At 59.5% G+C, this 21,933-nt stretch carries 15 protein-coding genes, 1 tRNA gene and 1 pseudogene; 5 read left to right on the top strand and 12 right to left on the bottom strand.

Annotated features, from left to right (window positions below; all coding sequences use genetic code 11):
• Positions 1 to 62 precede the first annotated feature (62 nt).
• The 11 genes and pseudogenes from gmk to HMPREF1494_RS02585 all read right to left on the bottom strand — a co-directional run.
• A complete protein-coding gene (gene gmk / locus HMPREF1494_RS02635) occupies positions 63 to 671 on the bottom strand; it encodes a guanylate kinase (protein ID WP_003844862.1) in 609 nt (202 codons plus the stop codon).
• Positions 672 to 730: 59 nt separating this feature from the next.
• Entirely contained in the window at positions 731 to 1,660 is a 930-nt protein-coding gene (gene pyrF / locus HMPREF1494_RS02630) for an orotidine-5'-phosphate decarboxylase (protein WP_126622084.1), read from the bottom strand.
• A 2-nt stretch (positions 1,661 to 1,662) separates the two neighbouring features.
• Complete coding sequence (gene carB, locus HMPREF1494_RS02625; protein ID WP_012902006.1) at positions 1,663 to 5,043, bottom strand: carbamoyl-phosphate synthase large subunit; 3,381 nt, start codon at positions 5,041 to 5,043, stop codon at positions 1,663 to 1,665.
• Positions 5,036 to 6,253, bottom strand: a complete 1,218-nt coding sequence (gene carA / locus HMPREF1494_RS02620) for a glutamine-hydrolyzing carbamoyl-phosphate synthase small subunit (RefSeq protein ID WP_034519181.1) — start codon at positions 6,251 to 6,253, stop codon at positions 5,036 to 5,038. The genes carB and carA overlap by 8 nt, the downstream gene beginning before the upstream one ends.
• Before the next feature lie 89 nt (positions 6,254 to 6,342).
• Complete coding sequence (gene nusB / locus HMPREF1494_RS02615) at positions 6,343 to 6,786, bottom strand: transcription antitermination factor NusB (protein WP_003836841.1); 444 nt, start codon at positions 6,784 to 6,786, stop codon at positions 6,343 to 6,345.
• 25 nt (positions 6,787 to 6,811) lie between these two features.
• Positions 6,812 to 7,375, bottom strand: coding sequence for an elongation factor P (gene efp / locus HMPREF1494_RS02610; protein WP_003836842.1), 564 nt, complete (start codon positions 7,373 to 7,375; stop codon positions 6,812 to 6,814).
• A 183-nt stretch (positions 7,376 to 7,558) separates the two neighbouring features.
• Positions 7,559 to 8,758: an elongation factor Tu gene (gene tuf / locus HMPREF1494_RS02605; protein WP_003836844.1), complete on the bottom strand. Its 1,200-nt coding sequence runs from the start codon at positions 8,756 to 8,758 to the stop codon at positions 7,559 to 7,561.
• A gap of 172 nt (positions 8,759 to 8,930) precedes the next feature.
• Entirely contained in the window at positions 8,931 to 11,060 is a 2,130-nt protein-coding gene (gene fusA / locus HMPREF1494_RS02600) for an elongation factor G (protein ID WP_003836847.1), read from the bottom strand.
• Positions 11,061 to 11,091: 31 nt separating this feature from the next.
• On the bottom strand, positions 11,092 to 11,562 hold the full coding sequence (gene rpsG / locus HMPREF1494_RS02595) for a 30S ribosomal protein S7 (RefSeq protein WP_003825775.1): 471 nt from the start codon (positions 11,560 to 11,562) through the stop codon (positions 11,092 to 11,094).
• 5 nt (positions 11,563 to 11,567) lie between these two features.
• Positions 11,568 to 11,939 (bottom strand): 30S ribosomal protein S12, encoded by a 372-nt coding sequence (gene rpsL / locus HMPREF1494_RS02590; RefSeq protein ID WP_003808601.1) that lies wholly within the window; start codon positions 11,937 to 11,939, stop codon positions 11,568 to 11,570.
• Positions 11,940 to 12,718: 779 nt separating this feature from the next.
• Positions 12,719 to 12,943: pseudogene (locus HMPREF1494_RS02585) on the bottom strand (bile acid:sodium symporter family protein); the annotation flags it as partial.
• 234 nt (positions 12,944 to 13,177) lie between these two features.
• On the opposite strand from HMPREF1494_RS02585, the gene HMPREF1494_RS02580 reads away from it, so the two are divergent.
• Both HMPREF1494_RS02580 and HMPREF1494_RS02575 read left to right on the top strand, forming a co-directional pair.
• A tRNA-His gene (locus tag HMPREF1494_RS02580) sits at positions 13,178 to 13,250 on the top strand.
• A gap of 81 nt (positions 13,251 to 13,331) precedes the next feature.
• Complete coding sequence (locus tag HMPREF1494_RS02575; protein WP_034519175.1) at positions 13,332 to 14,357, top strand: threonine aldolase family protein; 1,026 nt, start codon at positions 13,332 to 13,334, stop codon at positions 14,355 to 14,357.
• Positions 14,358 to 14,393: 36 nt separating this feature from the next.
• Here the strand turns inward: HMPREF1494_RS02575 and HMPREF1494_RS02570 are convergent, their stop codons facing one another.
• Entirely contained in the window at positions 14,394 to 15,569 is a 1,176-nt protein-coding gene (locus HMPREF1494_RS02570; RefSeq protein ID WP_396334912.1) for a glycosyltransferase, read from the bottom strand.
• A gap of 26 nt (positions 15,570 to 15,595) precedes the next feature.
• Between HMPREF1494_RS02570 and purT the strand changes: the two genes are divergently transcribed.
• From purT to HMPREF1494_RS02555, 3 genes are all read left to right on the top strand, one after another.
• Positions 15,596 to 16,849, top strand: a complete 1,254-nt coding sequence (gene purT, locus HMPREF1494_RS02565; RefSeq protein ID WP_034519168.1) for a formate-dependent phosphoribosylglycinamide formyltransferase — start codon at positions 15,596 to 15,598, stop codon at positions 16,847 to 16,849.
• A 122-nt stretch (positions 16,850 to 16,971) separates the two neighbouring features.
• Complete coding sequence (gene purC, locus HMPREF1494_RS02560) at positions 16,972 to 17,724, top strand: phosphoribosylaminoimidazolesuccinocarboxamide synthase (RefSeq protein WP_034519165.1); 753 nt, start codon at positions 16,972 to 16,974, stop codon at positions 17,722 to 17,724.
• Positions 17,725 to 17,824: 100 nt separating this feature from the next.
• Positions 17,825 to 21,559 (top strand): phosphoribosylformylglycinamidine synthase, encoded by a 3,735-nt coding sequence (locus HMPREF1494_RS02555; protein ID WP_034519162.1) that lies wholly within the window; start codon positions 17,825 to 17,827, stop codon positions 21,557 to 21,559.
• The last annotated feature ends 374 nt before the right edge of the window (positions 21,560 to 21,933 follow it).

Genomic DNA, 21,933 nt, shown 5'->3' with positions numbered 1-21,933 from the left:
AAAAACCCGCGTAACCCCCTTTTCGTATTCCCGCCCTCTGCGGTCGTCGTACCGACTGGAACCTACAGTCCGAACTCCGTGGCGATGATATTCCACAGCTGCGCGGCTGCATCCTCCACCACTTCGTTGACAATCACCACATCGAATTCCGATTCGGCCGCCAGTTCAATCTTCGCCGTTTCAAGTCTTTTGGCCTGCTGTTCCGCTGTTTCGGTACCACGCCCGATCAAGCGCCGCTTGAGCTCTTCGAACGACGGCGGTGCGATGAACACGGTCATCACATCGAGGCCGAGCTCTTCCGCCCGTTCCTTGACACGTCGTGCTCCCTGGATATCAATCTCCAACACGGTCGGAACATTCTGTTCCAAATGTTCCACAACCGGTTGAATCGGCGTACCGTAATGCGCCAGACCGAACACGTCGGCGGTTTCCAGAAACTCACCTCGAGCCTCCCTGTCGAGGAATTCCCGTTCGCTCATGAAGTAGTAGTTCACGCCATCCACCTCACCGGGGCGTGGCTGACGCGTAGTTGCCGATACCGATAACCAGATTTCCGGATGCTGCGCACGTACACGGCCAAGTACGGTGCCTTTGCCTACGCCTGCGGGTCCGCACAGCACAATCAGTCTTCCGTGACGGGTGGTTGCGTCTTCGTTATGTACACAAGTCATGAATGCAACATCCTTGATTGGTTATCGTCTGCGTATGCAAGCCGGAAAACGGCATTCGCCTAGTCGACTTCGTCGATCTCGTCACCTTCGGTGGAAGCTTCCAGCAACGCCTGACGAATGTCAAGAGCCACGGATTCAGTGGCTTCAGTCAGAGCGGCGATGCTGGGGCCATGTGCCGCGATGAAGCGGGAGACAGTGACCAGCACGTTGCCCTTGGTGCCTTTGAACACGGTTTTCAGATCACGTTTTTCGGCGCCTTGCCATCCATAACCCGGCGATAGGATCGGGCCGGTGAATTTCGATGGATCCACGCCGCTGTCGTTGATCCACTGGCCGATGGTGGCGCCGATGATCAGACCTACGGAGCCCATGCCATCAATGCCGTTATTGAACTTCTGCGCAGTGCTGGCGATACCGAAGGCCACGGTCTTGCCCTTGTATTCCCCTGCCTGGCGGATGGCGGTCTGCAGGCTGGCCCCCTCCTGATTGGAGGTCAACGATGCGATGAATACGCCCCGCCCGTTGTTGAGGGCGTCGTTGATGACGCCTCCGAGCGAACGTGCGCCGTAATACGGCAGCAACGTGATGGCATCGGCCAGCAAGGGAGCGCCCGGTTTGAAGTAGGCGTCGGCGAATGCCGAAACCGTGGTCGGCAGCCCTCCGTGCAGGCAGTCCACGATGGTGATGGTACCCATCTGGCGTGCCGCATAGAGCACACGCTCGAGCGCCGCGATGCCTTTGGAACCGTAGCGCTCGAACATGGAGAATTGGAATTTGACGGCCGCAGCCCGACCGTTGGCGGCTTGGAGCATACGCATGGCGTATAGCTCCGCACCCAAGGCATCCACGTTGTAGCCCCAGTCGATGAGAAGTTGTCGATGTGGATCGATACCGACGCACAACGGACCATATTTGGCCATGGAATTGCTCAGACGCAGACCGAAATCGGACCGTTGGGCGTTTAACTCTTCATTGCTGAGGCTACTCATCATTACTCACGGCTTTCCAGTTCGAACAGCTGCTTGGAATGATCCTGAATGCTCATGATCTGGTAATCATTATTCTTTACGGCCTCGATCGCCATCAGCACGGCGGAGAACTCCGTCATGGTGGTGAACTGAGGCAGATCGGCTGCAATCGCGGCCGAACGGATGGCATAGCCATCGGAGCGGGAGCCACGGGAATTCGGCGTGTTGAGGATGAGGTCGATGGCACCCTCCTCAATCAGCTGAACCACGTTCTTGCCGACGCTGCCCTCCGCGTGGTAGGTGGTGACCGGATCTTCCGGATCGGAATCCATGCGCACGCTGATCTTATCCACGATCTTGGAGTCGATGCCATAGCGGCGCAGTACGGAGGCGGTGCCTTCGGTGGCCCAGATGTTGAAGCCGAGCTCCACCAATCGGGCGGCGAACAGCGGCAGCTGACGTTTGTCGGTGTCGTTCACGGAGATGAACACGTTGCCGCTGGTCGGCAGGCCTCCGTCGTAGGCGGCGAGCTGGCTCTTGGCGAAGGCGTGCGGGAAGTCACGGTCGAAGCCCATGACCTCACCGGTGGAACGCATCTCCGGTCCAAGCAGCACATCGACGGTCTTGCCCAACGAGGTACGGAAACGCTTGAACGGCAATACGGATTCCTTGACGGCCACCTGCTGGCCACGGCGGATGTCACCACCGTCACCGTGAGGCAGCAACAGGCCATTGTCTCGCTGCTGCTGGATGGTTTCGCCGGCCATGATGCGGGCGGCGGCCTTGGCCAGAGCCACACCGGTGGCCTTGGAGGCGAATGGCACGGTACGGGAAGCACGCGGATTGGCTTCGATCACATACAGCGTATTGGCCATGAAGGCGTACTGTACGTTGATCAGGCCCTGAACGCCGCATCCCTTGGCAATGGCGTATGTACCCTCACGCAGACGACGGATCTGGTCGTCGGACAGGGTGCTCGGGGGCAAGGTGCAGGCCGCATCGCCGGAATGCACGCCGGCCTCTTCGACATGCTCCATGATGCCGCCGATGTAGAGTTCCTCGCCGTCGAACAAGGCATCGACGTCGATTTCCACGGCATCCTGCAGGAACTTGTCGATCAGCAACGGCGAAGGCAGACGGCCGGAGACCACGGTATCGGCCTGGGCCTCCCTAAGGGCGCGGTCGACATACTTGCGCAGCTGGGCGTCGTCATAGACGATTTCCATGCCACGGCCGCCAAGCACGTAGCTCGGGCGCACCAGCACCGGGTAGCCGATGCCATGGGCCGCCTCGCGAGCCTCTTCCAAGCTCAATGCGGTACCGTAACGCGGCGCGTTCATGTCGGCCTTTTTGAGCACCTCGCCGAAAAGCTCACGGTTCTCGGCCAAGTCGATGGATTCCGGCGTGGTGCCGAGAATCGGTACACCGGCGGCCTTGAGGCGCGCGGCCAACGACAGCGGGGTCTGACCGCCGAGCTGCACGATGACGCCCTTGACCGGACCCATCTTCTTTTCGGCTTCGTAGATTTCCAGCACATCTTCGAAGGTGAGCGGCTCGAAGTACAGACGATCGGACATGTCATAATCGGTCGACACGGTTTCCGGGTTGCAGTTGACCATGATGGTGTCATAGTCCTTGCCCAGCTCCTGCACGGCGTGCACGCAGGTATAGTCGAACTCGATGCCCTGGCCGATGCGGTTCGGACCGGAACCGAGGATGATCACCGCCTCGCGATCACGCGGACGCAATTCGGTCTCATCGGCATAGCAGGAGTAGTAATACGGCGTGGCCGCATCGAATTCGGCAGCGCAGGTGTCGACGGTCTTGAACACCGGACGCAGGTCATAGGTCCAGCGCAGTTCACGGATGGTGTTCTCACCTTCATCGCCGAGGTGGCGCAGATGAGCGATCTGCAGATCGGACAGACCGGCGAGCTTGGCCTTCTTGAGCAGCCTTCCGGTGAGTTTCTCAGCGTTCCTGACCTCCAATGCGGTCTCATTGATGAGTTCGAACTGGCGGATGAACCACGGATCAATCTTGGTGGCCGCGAAGATCTGCTCTTCGGTGGCGCCGCCCCACAGGGCACGCTGAATCTGCAGATAGCGATGTTCGGTCGGCACCTTGATGGCTTCGAGCAGCTGTTCGACCTCTTCGGCGGATGGCTTGTCGCCGTCCCAGTTGAAGCCCATATGACGCTTGTCGATGGAGCGCATGGCCTTGCCAAGGGATTCCTGGAAATTGCCGGCCAGTGCCATGGCCTCGCCGACAGACTTCATGGAGGTGGTCAAGGTCGGGTCGGCACCCGGGAACTTCTCGAATGCAAAGCGCGGCACCTTGGTGACCACGTAGTCGATGGTTGGCTCGAAGCTGGCCGGAGTGGACTGCGTGATATCGTTCTGGATTTCATCGAGCGTGTAGCCAAGAGCCAGCTTGGTCGCGATCTTGGCGATCGGGAAGCCGGTGGCCTTGGAAGCCAGCGCGGACGAACGGGACACACGCGGGTTCATCTCGATGACGATGATACGGCCGGTATCAGGGTGGATTGCGAACTGAATGTTGCAGCCACCGGTGTCGACGCCCACGCCACGGATGATGGCGATGCCGATATCGCGCAGCTTCTGGTATTCGCGATCGGTCAGAGTGAAGACCGGGGCCACGGTGATGGAGTCGCCGGTGTGCACGCCGACCGGATCAACGTTCTCAATCGGGCAGACGACCACGACGTTGTCCTTCTTGTCGCGCATCAGCTCGAGCTCATATTCCTTCCAGCCCTCGATACCCTCTTCGATCAGGACCTCGTCAGTCGGCGAATAATGGATGCCGGCACCGGCGATGCGGTGCAGCTCCTCTTCGTCGTGCGCGATGCCGGAACCAAGGCCGCCCATGGTGAAGCTCGGGCGGACGACCAGCGGATAGCCGAACTTTTCGGCGATCCTGTCGACTTCCTCGATGGAGTGCGCGATGTCGGAACGTGCGGATTCGGCGCCGGCCTCCTCCACAACCTTCTTGAACAGTTCGCGGTCCTCGCCGCGGTCGATGGCCTCGAGGGAGGCACCAATCAGCTCGACGTCGTACTTCTTCAGCACACCGGCCTCACCGAGAGCCATGGCGGCGTTCAGGGCGGTCTGGCCGCCGAGCGTCGGCAGCAGTGCGTCAGGACGTTCTTTGGCGATGATCTGTTCGAGAATCGGGGTGGAGATCGGTTCGATGTAGGTGGCGTCGGCCATTTCCGGATCGGTCATGATGGTGGCCGGATTCGAGTTGACCAGAATGACGCGAATGCCCTCTTCACGAAGCACGCGGCAGGCCTGGGTGCCCGAATAATCGAATTCCGCGGCCTGGCCGATCACAATCGGGCCGGAGCCGACGACCATCACGGACTTGATGTCTGTGCGCTTAGGCATTGCGGTTTTCCTCCTTGGCGGAACGCATGAGATCCACAAAACGATCGAACAGGTATGCGGCGTCGTGCGGGCCGGCGGCGGCCTCCGGATGGTATTGCACGGAGAACGCCGGGATGTCGACGCACTGCAGGCCTTCGACCACATTGTCGTTCAGGTCGATGTGGCTGACGAACACCTTGCCATACTTGCCGTCGCCGAACGGCGCATCCACGGTTTCGCCGATCGGGGCATCCACGGCAAAGCCATGGTTATGAGCGGTGATTTCAATCTTGCCGGTGGTCATGTCCTTGACCGGCTGGTTGATGCCACGGTGGCCGAACTTCAGCTTGTAGGTGCCGAAGCCGAGTGCGCGACCGAGCAGCTGGTTGCCGAAGCAGATGCCGAAGAACGGATGGCCCGCGTCAAGCACCTTGCGCAGCAGATTCACTTCCGGATCGGCCTGTTCCGGGTCGCCCGGGCCATTGGAGAAGAACACGCCGTCGGGATTGAGGGCTTCGAGCTCGTCGAAGGTGATGGTGGACGGCACGACATGCACGCGGCAACCACGTTCGGCCATACGGTGAGGTGTCATGGCCTTGATGCCGAGATCGACCGCAGCCACGGTGAACAGCGGCTCCTTGCCTTCGAATTCGCCGCACGGCTCGATGGTGTAGGCCTCGTCGGTGCTGACCTCGTCGTACAGGCTCATGCCCTTCATCTGCGGAGTGGCCTTGACCTCGTCAAGCATGGATTCAATGGTGCGCGGCTTGCCGGATGCGTCAAGCAGGGCGTCTCCGGAGAAAATGGCGGCACGCATCACGCCCGCGGAACACAGATGGCGCACCAGCTTGCGGGTGTCAATATGGCTGATGCCGACGATATGGTTCGATTCCAGATCATCGTCAAGGCTACCCGTGGCACGCCAATTGCTCACGTTCGGACTGGGGTCACGCACGACATATCCGGCGACCCAGATTCTGGAGGATTCCGGATCCTCCTGGTTGATTCCCGTGTCCCCGATGTGCGGGAACGTCTGTACCACGATCTGACGATCGTAGCTGGGGTCCGTAAGCGTTTCCTGATATCCGGTCATGCCGGTCGCGAAAACGATCTCCCCGCTGGTCGTACCGATCGCACCGTAAGGTTCGCCCACATACACTTGACCGTCTTCGAGAACGAGAACGGCATCCTGAGGGGCAAAAGTCACGGCTTCGGAATCATACTGGTTCACCAAAACCCCCTTATAGTCAAGGTATTCGTACCAAGGATAGCGGCCGGTTAGGACTCGCGACCCGGCCGAATCGCTTGCCTTTCGGCTGTTTACTGAGCCGAATCGTCGGTCGGGTGGTCATCCACCTGAACATCACCCGCGTCGGCGCTCACCGCGCTGAGCAGGCCATGGATGAATGCCGGGGAATCGTCATCGCACAATGTCTTGGCGAGGCCCAGAGCCTCATCGATCGCCACCATATTGGGCACATCATCGTTGAACATGATCTCCCAAACGGCGATGCGCAGGATATTGCGGTCGACAACGCCCATGCGCTTGACCTTCCAACCCGTGGAATGCTCATCAAGCACGGAATCGATCCGGTAAAGATTCTCTGCAACGCCACGAACGATTTCGATGGCATAATCAGGCAGCGGTGTCTGAGCGCCGGGCTGCTCGATGCGCTCAGCAAGAAGGGACAGGATGTCCTGTCCCTTCTCATCCGCTTCATACAACGTATTCAGAGCCCTTTTGCGAGCGGTGGAACGTGCCATGGAAGCTTCTTTCGTCCTTCTACTCTCAGTTCTCGCGGCCGAGGTAGGAGCCGTCGGTGGTGTTCACCTTGACCTTCTCGCCTTCGCCGATGAACAGCGGCACCTGAATCTCAGCACCGGTCTCGACGGTGGCCGGCTTGGTGCCGGCGTTGGATCGGTTGCCCTGCAGGCCCGGCTCGGTGTGGGTCACGGTCAGGATCACGGAGGCCGGCAGTTCCACCGACAGCGGGGTGCCGTCATGGAAGGAGACGACGCAGTCGGTGCCTTCGAGCAGGTACTTGGCCTGATCGCCGACCAAGGTCTTCGGGATGTAGATCTGGTCGTAAGTGGTCATGTCCATGAACACGAAGTTGTCGCCGTCCTCATAGGAATACTGGAGGTTACGGTTGTCGACGGTCTCGAATTCCATCTTCATGCCAGCGTTGAAGGTCTTGTCGACGATCTTGCCGGAAAGCACGTTCTTGATGGTGGTGCGCACGAAGGCGGGACCCTTGCCCGGCTTGACGTGCTGGAACTTGATGACGGACCACAGCTGGCCGTCGAGGTTCAGGACGGAACCGTTCTTGATGTCATTGGTAGTCTGTGCCAAATTAACTCACCTATTTCTTCGACTAACAGGGAAAGCTCAAAAATAGCCTTGCCCATTATGCCACGGCGTGCATACTTTGATTGCGCACCTTCCATATATATGGGAAAACCTCCCCAGACGTGGGTCTGGGGAGGTTTTCCTGAGAAACGCTAGTTCAAGCGTGCCTTGCGATATCGGGTAAAACTACTCGATGATCTTGGTGACACGGCCCGAGCCGACGGTGTGGCCACCTTCGCGCACTGCGAAGGTCAGGCCCTCTTCCATAGCGATCGGCTGGATCAGCTCAACGCCGAAGGTAGCGTGATCGCCCGGCTGCACCATCTCAACGCCTTCCGGCAGGGTGATGACGCCGGTGACGTCGGTGGTACGGAAGTAGAACTGCGGACGGTAGTTGGAGAAGAACGGCGAGTGACGGCCGCCTTCGTCCTTGGTCAGCACGTAGACTTCGCCCTCGAACTTGGTGTGCGGGGTCACGGAGCCCGGAGCAGCCAGAACCTGGCCACGCTCGACCTGGTCACGGTTGATGCCGCGGAGCAGCAGACCGGTGTTGTCGCCAGCCTCGCACTCGTCCATCTGCTTGTGGAAGGTCTCGATGGAGGTGACGGTGGTGGTCTGGGTCGGACGGATGCCGACGATCTCAACGTTGGAGTTGACCGGGAGCTTACCACGCTCGACACGGCCGGTAACCACGGTGCCACGGCCGGAGATGGTGAACACATCTTCGATCGGCATCAGGAACGGCTTGTCCAGATCGTGGGTCGGGGTCGGGATGTACTCGTCGACGGCCTTCATGAGTTCCTTGACGGACTCAACCCACTTGTCGTGGTCCGGAGCGTCATCGTGCAGCGCGCCGTAGGCGGAGGTGTGGATGACCGGGCAATCGCGATCGAAGCCGTTTTCGTCGAGGAGGTCACGGACCTCTTCCTCAACGAGCTCGATGAGCTCTTCGTCGTCGACCATATCGCACTTGTTCAGGGCGACGAGGATACGCGGCACGCCCACCTGACGAGCGAGCAGCACGTGCTCGCGGGTCTGAGCCATCGGGCCGTCGGTGGCGGCCACAACGAGGATAGCGCCATCCATCTGGGCAGCGCCGGTGATCATGTTCTTCACGAAGTCGGCGTGGCCCGGGCAGTCGACGTGAGCGTAGTGACGCTCAGCGGTCTGGTACTCGATGTGGGCGATGTTGATGGTGATACCACGCTGCTGCTCTTCCGGGGCGGCGTCGATCTGGTTGAAGTCGTAGGCCGGGTTGATGTCCGGGTACTCTTCGTGCAGGACCTTGGAGATGGCTGCGGTCAGGGTAGTCTTACCGTGATCGACGTGGCCGATGGTACCAATGTTAACGTGCGGCTTAGTACGCTCGTACTTTTCCTTTGCCATGTGTTTTGTCCTCCTGGACGTCTCGTAGTAAACAGCCTTGAACTCGGTTCAAGGCACTCGCTACATATTACTGGGTTTGACGGGTTTGTGCCACTTTGGAGCCCGAACCCAGTCAGCGCTACAAAATACTAACGCTGACTGGAGACAGTTTCCAATGAAGCGGCGGCGTGTGTCACTCGCCGCGCTGGGCCTTGATGATCTCCTCGGAGACGTTCTTCGGAACCTCTGCGTAGGAGTCCATCTGCATGGTGAACATTGCACGGCCCTGGGTCTTGGAGCGCAGGTCGCCGATGTAGCCGAACATCTCGGACAGCGGAACCTTGGCGTCGATGACCTTGACACCGGTGGAATCGGTCATGGACTGGATGGAACCACGACGGGCGTTCAGATCGCCCATCACATCGCCCATGTACTCTTCCGGGGTACGCACTTCCACGGCCATGATCGGCTCGAGGATGACCGGCTTGGCCTTCGGGGCAGCTTCCTTGAAGCACATGGAACCTGCGATCTTGAAGGCCATTTCGGAGGAATCGACATCGTGGACCTGACCGTCGGTGACGGTTGCCTTGACGCCAACCACCGGGAAGCCGGCGAGAATGCCGGATTCCATGGCTTCCTGCACGCCTGCATCGATGGAAGGAATGAATTCCTTGGTGATGTGGCCGCCGGTAACCTCGTTGGCGAACTCGTAGGTCTCGCCCTCTTCGGTGTTCAGCGGTTCGAAGTTCATCAGAACCTTTGCGAACTGGCCGGAACCACCAGTCTGCTTCTTGTGCGTGTATTCCTGGTTCATGACGGCCTTGCGGATCGTCTCGCGGTATGCAACCTGCGGGTTACCGACGTTGCACTCCACCTTGAACTCACGACGCATACGGTCGACGATGATGTCGAGCTGCAGCTCGCCCATGCCGGAGATCAGGGTCTGGCCGGACTCTTCGTCGGTCTTCACCTGGAAGGTCGGATCCTCGTCGGACAGCTTCGCCAGAGCGATGCTCATCTTCTCCTGATCGGCCTTGGTCTTCGGCTCCACGGCCACCTCGATCACCGGATCGGGGAAGGTCATGGATTCGAGGGAGATCGGAGCCTTCTCGTCACACAGGGTGTCACCGGTGGTGACGTTCTTCAGGCCCACGAAGGTGTAGATGTTGCCGGCTTCGGCGGCGTCCACCGGGTTCTCCTTGTCGGCGTGCATCTGGAAGATCTTGCCGACGCGTTCCTTCTTCTCCTTGGTGGAGTCGAGCACGGTGTCGCCCGGCTTGACGGCGCCGGAGTAGACGCGCACGAAGACGAGCTTGCCGTAGAACGGGTGCGTAGAGATCTTGAAGACCAGAGCGGCGAACGGGTCATCGGTCGTCGGGTGACGATCGATTTCGTGGGACTCGTCCTTCGGATCGAAACCGACGATGGACGGCACGTCCTCCGGGCTCGGCAGGTAGTCGACGACGGCGTCCAGCATCGGCTGAACACCCTTGTCCTTGAAGGCGGAGCCGCACAGCACCGGATAGGCTTCACGGTTGATGGTGAGCTTACGGATGCCGGAGCGGATCTCGTCTTCGGTCAGTTCGCCGGACTCGAGGTACTTCTCGAGCAGTTCCTCGTCGGACTCGGCGACCTGGTCGAGCAGCTCTGCACGATACTGCTCAGCCTTGTCCTGCAGATCGGCCGGGATGTCGGTGGTGTCGTAGTGGGCACCCATATCATCCTTGACGTCGTTCCAGACGTAGGCCTTCATGCGGATCAGGTCGACGACGCCGGCGAAGTCGTTCTCAGCGCCGATCGGCAGCTGCACGACGAGCGGGGTCGCACCCAGCTTGGTCTTGATGGTGTCGACGGAGTAGTAGAAATCAGCGCCGAGCTTATCCATCTTGTTGATGAAGCAGATACGCGGAACGCCGTACTTGTCGGCCTGACGCCACACGGTCTCAGACTGCGGCTCCACGCCTTCCTTGCCATCGAACACGGCAACGGCGCCATCGAGCACTCGCAGGGAACGTTCCACCTCGGCCGTGAAGTCCACGTGGCCCGGGGTATCGATGATGTTGATCTGGAACTTCTGCTTCTCGTCATGGGTCTGACGATTCCAGAAGCAGGTGGTGGCCGCGGACTGGATGGTGATGCCGCGCTCCTGCTCCTGAGCCATGAAGTCCATCGTCGAGGCGCCATCGTGGGTCTCGCCGATCTTGTAGTTCTTGCCGGTGTAGTACAGGATACGCTCGGTGGTGGTGGTCTTGCCGGCATCGATGTGAGCCATGATGCCGATGTTACGGATCTGGTTGAGATCAGTAAGCACGTCTAGTGCCATGAGTATTCCTTAACTCTCGTTACTCGACTAATTACCAGCGGTAATGAGCGAATGCCTTGTTGGCTTCCGCCATCTTATGAGTATCCTCGCGGCGCTTGACAGAGGCACCGAGACCGTTGGAGGCATCGAGGATTTCGTTGGCCAGGCGCTCGGCCATGGTCTTCTCGCGACGAGCGCGGGAGAAGTCCGTCAGCCAGCGCAGGGACAGGGTGTTGGCACGAGCCGGCTTCACCTCGACCGGAACCTGGTAGGTGGCGCCACCGACACGGCGGGAGCGAACCTCGAGGGACGGGCGGATGTTGTCGAGAGCGCGCTTCAGAACGGCCACCGGCTCCTGCTCGGTCTTTTCCTTGACCATATCGAGAGCGGAGTAAACGATGTCTTCGGCGATCGACTTCTTGCCGTCGAGCAGAATCTTGTTGATGAGCTGTGCCACAACGGTGGAACCGTAGATCGGATCCGGCAGCAGCTGATGCTTCTTGGAAGGTCCTTTACGTGACATATCTCTTACTTCGCCTTCTTTGCTCCGTACAGGGAACGACCCTGCTTGCGGTCCTTAACGCCCTGGGTATCGAGGGCGCCACGCACGATGTGGTAACGAACACCCGGCAGATCCTTGACACGGCCGCCGCGCACGAGCACGATGGAGTGCTCCTGCAGGTTGTGGCCTTCGCCCGGGATGTAAGCGGTGACTTCCACACCGGAGCTCAGGCGCACACGGGCGACCTTACGCAGTGCCGAATTCGGCTTCTTCGGGGTGGTGGTGTAGACACGGGTGCACACGCCGCGACGCAGCGGGCTTCCCTTCAGCGCCAAAGTCTTGGACTTCTTCGGCTTTGCCTGACGTCCCTTACGGACGAGCTGTTCAATAGTAGGCAACTTGAATTCTCCGATTCAGTGGTTTCTTTTGTCTTCGTGTGACCGCCGCACTGCGCACACTTCACGACACCGAATCGTAAAGACAGCCACAGTCCACCGGCCCGATGGCCCGTTCCTCTCTCACCGCCGCATTACTGCGCGTGATTCGCACGAGTTCCGGGATATCCCAATCCGCACGCCTGTTACATAAGGCATGCCATTGGCACACACGAATTACTAGTATACGCTCTTGCCGGACAATACCTTTCCCGTCGTGTCATGGCATAAAGAATGGTCCCGGTGGCTTACCGGCCACCGGGACCATTCGCTCGGGGAAGGAGGTTCCCACTCTCGGTTCTTACGCGCCACCTTGCGCGTTCACAATAACCCAAATGCGATGCCTACTGTCTGTTTTGCTGCGGCCCGGCCTCCCTGCCGTACTGCCTCTTGCCGCCTTTTCGAATCGCTATATTCAATTATTCTTCAGTTATTATTCAATTATCTTGAAGGCGTTGCGCATGTGCCTCGCGGCCGTGGACGCTTCGTTGCGACCTGCCGACTTCTCGACCGATCCACAACTCCGGCCTTCACTTATCAGTATACCCTAAACCGCACGCGAAACACGGGTAGCGACACTGTCAAATCCCAACAATTCCAATGCTTTACGCCTTACGGGCACAAAGCGACAAAACCGAACAGACAATCCGGAATTACCGTCGAAAACGAACAACCCCTGAGCCGTTCTGAGCGGTTCAGGGGTTGCATACGCATATCGCCATCAGGCGATCAAGCGGAACGAATCAGGCATTCGTCGATTCAGTGGCCTTTGATTCGACTTCGTCAGCATCGGCCTTGGTCGCGGATCCCTTCTCGCCGTTGTCGGAATCGGGGTGAATCCGATGCTTGTCGTCATGCTCCCGCCACCAACTGGAAAGCACCGAGCCGGAGATGTTGTGCCACACGCTGAAGAAGGTGGACGGCACGGCTGCCAACGGGTTGGACGCGAAGGAGGTCAGGGCCAGGGTGCCGACGATCACCATCAACGGCTGAGTAAGGATGCGCTTGAAATCATCAAGCGTCAACATCATCTTTTGGATTGCGGATACAACCTATGCCAACGTGTGCCGCGCATGTGACACCGCGTTCATATGCCGAACGACGGATGCCGTTTCTTCCAACGCAACACGCCGGAATATCCATCCCCGAAAAATCGTGTATAGTATTCACCTGTTGCGCTTCCTTAGGGGAGTAACGACATGGTGGCTATAGCTCAGTTGGTAGAGCATCTGATTGTGGTTCAGAAGGTCGCGCGTTCGAGCCGCGTTAGCCACCCCGGTAAACCTCGGAAGACATTCCGAGGTTTTTTGTTATTCCCGAAGACATACGACCGATGGCAACCAGCTAAGGAGCATCATGCTGTCTTTCGAAAACGATTATTCCTGCGCCGCGACACCGGAAATCATCGAGAGCATCCGGAATACCGCCACGAAACAGTATCCCGGCTACGGCAACGACGAAATCTGCGAATCCGCCAAGGCGAAAATCCGTGAGGCATGCGCAAGCCCGGAAGCCGAGATCTTCTTTCTGGTCGGCGGCACGCAAACCAACCAGATCGTCATCGATTCCATCACCCCGCAGTACGCCGGCGTGGTGGCCGCCGATACCGGCCATGTGAACGTTCATGAGGCGGGCGCCATCGAATGCACCGGGCACAAGGTGCTGACGCTCCCCCATCATGACGGCAAAATCGATGCGAACGAGCTTGATGAGTACTGTGCGAACTTCTACGCGGACGGCAATTACACGCATATGGTGTTTCCGGGCTGTGTCTACATCTCGCAAGCCACCGAATACGGCACGCTGTACACGCTGTCCGAGCTGAAGGCGATCCGCAAGGTATGCGACGAATACGAACTGCCGCTGTTCATTGACGGCGCACGCCTCGGCTACGCGCTGACCGCCACCGGCAACGACGTGACCCTTGAAGACATCGCAAGGCTCGCCGACGTGTTCTATATCGGTGGCACCAAGGTGGGCGCGATGTTCGGCGAGGCCGTGGTGTTCACGCACGGCAGCGTGCCGAAGCATTTCGTCACGCTCATCAAACGGCATGGTGCCCTCCTGGCCAAAGGCTGGCTGCTCGGGCTGCAGTTCGACACGCTGTTCACCGATGATCTGTACAGCCGCATCGCACGTCGTGCCAACATCGCAGCCGACCGTATCCGCGAAGCACTCGTGGAACGCGGCTATGTACTGACCTTCGACGCGCCGACCAATCAGATTTTCATCACGCTTGACAATGAGACATCGGAACGTCTGCAGCGGCATGTTCGTCTGGGCTTCATGGAGAAGGCCGACGGTACGCACACCGTAATGCGTATCTGCACCAGCTGGGCCACCACCGATGAGCAGGTCGAAGAGCTTATCACACTGCTCTAGCTCACTCCACCGGTCCTGACGGTCCGGCACGAGCGGCTATTTCGCGTTGTCCGCGATGGCTTCGCGCTCCATGGCCACGAACTTGCGTACGGAAGCGGCCACCGAATAATGTTCCTTGGTATGTTCGGCGTAGACGGAGCTCCACTCGTTGAGTTCCGCCGGATGGTCGATCCACCAGTCAATGCGGCGGGCCAGCGCATCCACATCGTCAACGGGGAACAGCGACTCGTCGCATAACGCGAACTGTCCGGCTGCGCTCAACGATGACGAAGCGATTACCGGCACCAGGCCGGATGCCATGCCTTCGATCACGCTCACCGATTCCAGATCGGCGATCGACGGATGCACCAGCAGGTCACCGGAACGCAGCAGGGCCGGCATATCGGCGTTCCTATGGAATCCGATGGAGGCGGGGCGGGCGAGCAGACGGTCGGCCATCCTCTGCAGCTTCTTTTTCAACGGGCCGGTGCCGGCGATCGTCAATTCGATATCCTGCGCATGACGGCATCGCGCGATGGCACGAATCAGCATGACATGATTCTTCTCGTGGGTCAGACGACCCGACGCGACGATACGGAACGGCTTGGCGACGGCCCCGTCTTCCCTCCGTTGTCGTCTCGGCGTGAAACGAGTCTCATATCCGTTGGAAATCACGTGCAGTTTCGCCTTATACCCATGCGAACGCAACAGACTGGCGCCAAGCTCGGTAGGTACGTGCACATGGCCGATCCTGCGATACAACCACATATTGAACAGCCAATATATAAATGAGTCAATGCCAGGCACGTATTTAAGGGGCCCCGCGGAGTAGGTGATGTTCTCCGGTTGCACATGGTATCCGGCAGTGACCGCGATGCCCATCTGCCTGGCCACCTTGCAGGCATGCTGTCCGAAACGGAACGGCGTGTAGATATGCACCGCATCCACGCCCAGGAACGCCGCGCGGAACAGCGTATCGCTCGGTTCGGCGAATTGCATCTGCTGCTGCTTCGCCACCCAGCTCACCAGTGGCACATGGTTTACACGAGCCGGGAAATCAGGCGCCCCGATGCCGACCAGACGCACATGATGCCCTTGACGTTCCAGCTCCTGCGCCCATTGCAGGGCGGAATTCGAAGTGCCGTTGCCCCGGTTGCCCGATGTGTCGACCACCATGGCGATGGTCAACGGTCGGTCGGCTTCCTTCTTTTCGTTCTCAAGCATGCGCCCCATCCTACGCCGATGGCACAATAAGAATCATGACTGAAGAGAATCGTACCTTAGGCACTCCGCTTGGCAACCATCCGACCCGCGTTCTGTTTCTTGGCGCCGGTGAGCTGGGCAAGGAGGTTGCCCTCGAAATGATGAGGCTCGGCGCCTGGGTGTGCGCGGCCGATTCCTACGCCGGCGCCCCCGCCCAACAAGTCGCTCACGAATACCGTGTGCTTGACATGGCGGACGCCGAACGACTGCGTGCACTATTCGATGAAGTCAAGCCGGATATCATCGTGCCGGAAGTCGAAGCGATCGCCACCGCCGAACTGGCCGCAGCCGCCGCTCATGGTGCGCAGGTGGTGCCGAGTGCCGAAATCGCGGCGATCTGCATGGATCGTGAACGACTGCGTGTACTTGCGCATGAGGATTTGGGACTGCCGACCACGCCGTACCGTTTCGCCGGTTCGCTCGAGGAACTTCGCGCCGGTGCCGAAGTCGTCGGATATCCCTGCGTAGTCAAGCCGATCATGAGCTCTTCCGGTCACGGACAGTCCGTGGTACGTTCCGCAGATGCGATTGACGCCGCTTGGACGGAAGCTCAGGAGGGTCGGCGTGCGCATGATGAGGGAGATGTGTCCCGCGTGATCGTGGAGGCGTTGGCCCCGCTCGACTACGAGCTGACCGTACTGACCGTAAGCTCCTCGGCAGGTATCGTGACCTGCGCTCCGATCGGGCAACGTCAGGAAAGCGGCGATTACCGCGAATCCTGGCAACCGGCCGCCTTTACCACAAACGTGCTCGAACAGGCGCAACGTATCGCACGAACTGCGGTGGAAGGCCTTGTGGCGAAGGCGAAGGCCTCCGGAGAACAAGGTTGGGGCGTGTTCGGCGTGGAATTGTTCGTGCTGACCGACGGTTCCGTACTGTTCAATGAGGTTTCGCCCCGACCGCACGACACCGGCATGGTGACCATGGCCTCGCAACGCCTGAGCGAGTTCGCCCTGCACGCCCGCGCGGTTCTCGGCCTGCCGATTACGGAAGGTCACGTGGCGCTTTCCATTCCGGCAGGATCCGTCGCCGCCAGCCATGCCATCGTGGTGGCGGGTGACGGCGAGGCTGAATTCACGAACGTCGCCGATGCGTTGGCCGAGCCGGAAACCGACCTACGCATCTTCGCCAAGCCTGAGGTGCATGGCCATCGTCGCATGGCGGTGGCGCTGGCCATCGGAGCCAGCGAATCCGACGCTCGGGCCAAAGCCGCACATGTAGCCGAAACGCTTACGGTCAGCGTAGCCTGACCACCCTTCGAGGGCGTTTTCGGAACGCACCGAAAACGCCCCGATTGTAGCCTCCCGTTGGTATCTTGTTAACCGTCAAGTTCACCAAACTATCTACCTACCAACCCCAGGAAAGGCGAGTAATGGAGAAGCTGGAAAAGCTCTACGAGGGCAAGGCCAAGCAACTGTACGCAACTGACGATCCGGAAGTGCTTTGGGTCGAATACAAGAACTCCGCTACCGCAGGTGACGGCGAGAAGAAGGAAGACTTCGCCGGCAAGGGTAGGTTGAACAATCTCATTACCACCCTCATCTTCGATCTTCTGAAGAAACGCGGCATCGAAAGCCACCTTGTGGCCCGCGTCGGTGACACCTCCCAGCTGGTCAGGAAGGTCACCATGTTCCCGCTGGAGATCGTGCTGCGCAACACCGCCGCCGGCCATTTCTGTTCTCGCCTAGGCGTTGAAGAGGGCATGGCTTTGAAGGAGCCGGTGCTCGAATACTTCCTGAAGAACGACGACCTGCACGATCCGTTCGTGAACGACGACGATCTGGTGGCTCTCGGCACCTGCACCCGCGAGGATCTCGCCGAAATCGCACCACTCGCCCGCCGCATCAACGAGGCCCTGATCGAGATCTTCGCTAAGATCGACGTCAAGCTCGTGGACTTCAAGATCGAAATGGGCCGTACCTCCGATGGCACGCTGCTGCTGGCCGATGAGATCACTCCTGACTCCTGCCGCCTGTGGGATCAGCGCGACAAGTCCGGCAAGGTCGAACATCTCGACAAGGATCTATTCCGCCGCGACTTGGGCGACATCATCCCCGCATATGAGGAGATTGAGAGCCGTCTGGTCGAGCTCGCCAAGTCCGAAGGCATCGAAGTAGCCGAATAATACGTGTGCAGCCCGCATCTGAAGCACAAGCCGGATGCGGGCTCAATTTGTTTTCATCATTCTTTGGAATCCCGAAACTTTTGTGAGAAGGAGATGACACATGGTTTTTCGCGTATACGTGGAAAAGAAGCACGGCTTTGACGTCGAGGCACGACAACTCGCCAACGAGCTCAGGACCATTCTCGACATCAAGGCATTGAAGAACGTGCGTCTCGTCAACCGTTACGACGTGGAAGGCATCAGCGAAGAACTGTTCGCCCAGGCCACACCGACCGTGTTCAGCGAGCCGCAGGTGGACAACGTATCCGCCGATTTGCCGGATTTTGGCACGGACACCGTGTTCGCAGTGGAATATCTGCCTGGACAGTTCGAACAGCGTGCCGATTCCGCCAGCGAATGCATCCAGCTGATTTCGCAGGGTGAGCGCCCGACCGTGCGCTCCGCCAAGGTGTATGCGTTGGAAGGCGATCTTTCCGCCGAAGACGTCGACGCCATCAAGCATTACGTAATCAACCCGGTCGAAGCGCGTGAGGCTTCGCTGGACACCAAGACCACACTCAGGACCCAGGTGCCGGTCCCGGGCAAGGTGGAGGTCATCGACGGATTCCGCACCATGAGCGACGCCGAGCTTGAGCGGTTCATCGCCGACCGTGGTCTCGCCATGGATCTGGCCGACCTGCAGTTCTGCCGTGCGCACTTCACCGAGGAGCAACGCGATCCGACCATCACCGAAATCAAGGTAATCGACACCTACTGGTCCGATCATTGCCGACATACCACATTCGGCACGCAGCTTGACGAGGTCACCATCGATGATGCCACCGTCAAGGCCGCATTCGACAAGTATCTTGAGATGCGTCACGAACTGGGCCGCGACGCCAAGCCTGTGTGCCTGATGGATATGGGCACGATCGGTGCGAAGTGGCTCAAGAAGAACGGCATCCTGAAGAACCTTGACGAATCCGAGGAGATCAACGCCTGCACTGTCAAGGTGAAGGTGGATGTGAACGGTCAGGATGAGGACTGGCTGTTCCTGTTCAAGAACGAGACCCACAATCACCCGACCGAAATCGAGCCGTTCGGTGGCGCGGCCACCTGCATCGGCGGCTGCATCCGCGATCCGCTGTCCGGCCGTTCCTACGTATACCAAGCCATGCGCGTGACCGGCGCCGCCGATCCGACCGTTCCGGTTTCCGAAACGCTTGAGGGCAAGCTCCCCCAGCGCAAACTCGTCACCACGGCGGCTGCAGGCTATTCCTCCTACGGCAACCAGATTGGTCTGGCCACCGGCCAGGTCGACGAGATCTACCACCCGGGCTATGTGGCCAAGCGCATGGAGGTCGGTGCGGTCGTGGCCGCGACTCCGGCCGATCATGTGCGCCGTGAGACCCCGGCCCCGGGCGACAAGATCATCCTGCTCGGCGGACGTACCGGACGTGACGGCATCGGTGGCGCGACCGGCGCTTCCAAAGCCCACAACGTCGAATCGCTGGAACTCGACGGTGCCGAGGTGCAGAAGGGCAACGCACCGGTCGAACGCAAGCTGCAGCGTCTGTTCCGCCGTGGCGACGCATGCCGTCTGATCAAGCGCTGCAACGATTTCGGCGCGGGCGGCGTATCCGTGGCGGTCGGCGAGCTGGCTGACGGCCTGTATGTGGATCTCAACAAGGTATCCAAGAAGTACGAAGGTCTGGACGGCACCGAGCTTGCGATTTCCGAATCGCAGGAACGTATGGCCGTGGATGTGGCTGCGGAGGATGTGGACGAGTTCCTTAGCTACGCCAAGGAAGAGAACCTCGAAGCCGAGGTCATCGCAACCGTGACCGAAAATCCGCGTATGACGATGGTCTGGAATGGCGACACGATCGTGGACCTGTCCCGCGAATTCCTCGCCTCCAATGGCGCTCCGAAGCATCAGGTGGTGCATGTCGAAGCGCAGCATGATTACGCCACGCCGTGGGCTTCCGGCTCGCTGTCCGAGCGTATGCGCACCATGCTCACCGACCTGAACGTGGCTTCCAACAAGGGCTTGAGCGAACGTTTCGATTCCACGATCGGCGCAGGCACCGTGCTCATGCCGTTCGGCGGCAGGAGGCAGCTGACTCCGAACATGGCCATGGTCGCCAAGTTGCCGGTGTTCGGCGAAACCACCACCGCCTCCGCGATGGCCTGGGGGTTCAACCCGTACATCATGGAGAAGAACCAGTTCACGGGCGCATACCTGTCCGTGGTCGAATCCCTGTCAAAGCTGGTCGCCGCCGGTTTCGAGCACGAGGAGGCCTACCTGAGCTTCCAGGAGTATTTCGAGAAGCTGCGCGATGAACCGGAACGCTGGGGCAAGCCGATGGCCGCCGTACTGGGCGCCCTGATGGCCCAGATCGATCTGGGTGCGGGTGCGATCGGTGGCAAGGACTCCATGTCCGGCACCTTCGAGCAGCTTGACGTTCCGCCGACCCTGATTTCCTTCGCCGTGGCGGTGGGCAATATGAAGCGCGCTACCTCCCCCGAGTTCAAGGGCGCCGGCCACCGCGTGGTCCGCATCGCCCCGCGTTACCAGGCTGATGGTCTGATGCCGGACAAAGATGCGCTGCTCGAAGTGTTCTCCGCCATCGAATCATTCACTGAATTCGGCGATGCGTTGGCTGTATCCACACCGGGTTACGGCGCCACCGCCGAGGCCATCTTCAAGATGACCGTCGGCAACCAGATTGGCGTGAAGCTAGCTGACGGCATCTCCGTGGACGACCTGTTCGCTCCGGCATACGGTTCCTTCATTGTGGAGCTGGCCGACGGTGCCAAGATTCCGGCCATGTCCAATCTGGTGGAGGTTGGCGAGATCGGCAAGACCACCGAGGAGTATTCCTTCTCAGCCGCCGGCGAGACGCTGGAACTGGCCGAACTTCAGGATGCTTGGGAGGGCGGCATCGAATCCGTATTCCCGTACCGTTCCAAGGGTGAAGACAAGGGCAAGACCGTCGAAACCGTGTCTTTCAACGCGCCGAAGAAGACCCTGTATACCGGCGCCGGCATCGCCAAGCCGCATGTGGTGATTCCGGTGTTCCCCGGCAACAACTGCGAATATGATTCCGCCGCCGCCTTTGAACGTGCCGGTGCCGACGTGAGCACGCTCATCGTGAACAATCTCACCCCGGCTGCCGTAGCCGAATCCACCGCCGCGCTGGTCGAGGAGATCAAGAAGAGCCAGATCATCATGATTCCTGGCGGCTTCTCCGGTGGCGACGAGCCGGACGGCTCCGCCAAGTTCATCACCGCATTCTTCCGCGCCCCGGCCGTGACCGAGGCCGTGCGCGACCTGTTGAACAATCGCGACGGTCTGATGCTCGGCATCTGCAACGGCTTCCAGGCGCTCATCAAGCTCGGATTGGTGCCGTACGGCGATATCGTGCCGATGACCGCCGAATGCCCGACGTTGACGTTCAACACCATCGGCCGCCACCAAAGCCGCTTGGTGCGCACCCGCGTGGCATCGAGCCTCTCCCCGTGGCTCGCCAAAACCGAGGTGGGCGACATGCACACCATCGCCATCTCCCACGGCGAGGGCCGCTTCGTGGCTTCCGACGACGTGCTCGCCCAGCTCAAGGCCAATGGCCAGATCGCCACGCAATACGTGGACGAGGCCGGCGTGCCGGGTATGGACCTCGACGTGAACCCGAACGGCTCACTGCTGGCCATCGAAGGCATCACCAGCCCGGACGGCCGCGTGTTCGGCAAGATGGGCCACTCCGAGCGCTACAGTAACGGCACGTTCAAGAACGTGCCGGGCGAGAAAGACCAGCCGCTGTTCGCAGCCGGCGTGGAGTATTTCACCGCCTGAGCACCTCGGCAGTAATTGCATAGGCCAAAGGGGAGGGTTGGAATCCTGCGTGGATTCCAACCCTCCCTTATCTTTCCGCCGCCGAACCTTATCCATATACAGTCAGTCTTCAATCCAGTGACACCGACCGTAATCTTCTTCCAAGCCTTACATGTTTCATGTCATGGAGCCACGCCAGTACAACCGCTTCTTTACGCTATCTCGCTTATAGATGGCAGATGAAGAAATGGAAATCCAGCTTAGGGGGTATATCCATTACGAATTTAACTGTCATTCTGCTATGGAACCGCCATCTATAAGCGAAATAAGCCGAGACCAGACATCAAATTCACCGACTCTGTACTCAAATGATGTTCATCTGATATGAATCAGGC

The sequence above is a fragment of the Bifidobacterium sp. MSTE12 genome, from assembly GCF_000513015.1.
Classification (GTDB): Bacteria; Actinomycetota; Actinomycetes; order Actinomycetales; family Bifidobacteriaceae; genus Bifidobacterium; species Bifidobacterium dentium.
The sequence above is the reverse complement of the archived record's forward strand: the minus strand, read 5'-3'. Positions and strand labels throughout refer to the sequence as shown.